The following is a 444-nucleotide window of genomic DNA, read 5'->3' on the forward strand; positions in this document are numbered from 1 at the left end:
GTGGTGGTCGTGGACGGCGCGCCCGGTCCGGCCGCGCTGCGCGACACGCTCGCCCGGCTGGCGGTGACCGGCTCCGCCGCCGGGATCCATCTGCTCTGTCTGACCGAGGCGCCCGCCGCGTCGCCCGCGTCCCCGCTGCCGATGAGCTATGAGGCGGCCTGTGCCGCGTCCGCGGCCTTCGCGGCCTCCGGGGTGGCGGCCGTGCTGAGCGGCGATGTGGCCACGGGGCTACAGATCGTCCACGGGAACGGGGACAGGGGCAGAGACAGGAACGGGAACGGGGACGGGGACCGGGCCGCGTCCGGCATCGCCGGGGTCACGGGGGCCACCGGGGTCTCCGGGCTCACCGGTGCGACCGGCGCCGCCACGACCGTGACCGTGGACGCGGTGTCGGCGGCGTGGGCCGAGCGGTTCGCGCGGGCGCTCGCGCCCCTGCGCCCGGCC

The 444-nt window shown here is 78.4% G+C and carries 1 pseudogene; it reads left to right on the plus strand.

The features are described from left to right. A pseudogene (locus KN815_RS49695) lies at positions 1-444 on the plus strand (hypothetical protein); the annotation flags it as partial.

Origin of the sequence: Streptomyces niphimycinicus, from assembly GCF_018883605.1 — a bacterium.
GTDB lineage: Bacteria > Actinomycetota > Actinomycetes > Streptomycetales > Streptomycetaceae > Streptomyces > Streptomyces niphimycinicus.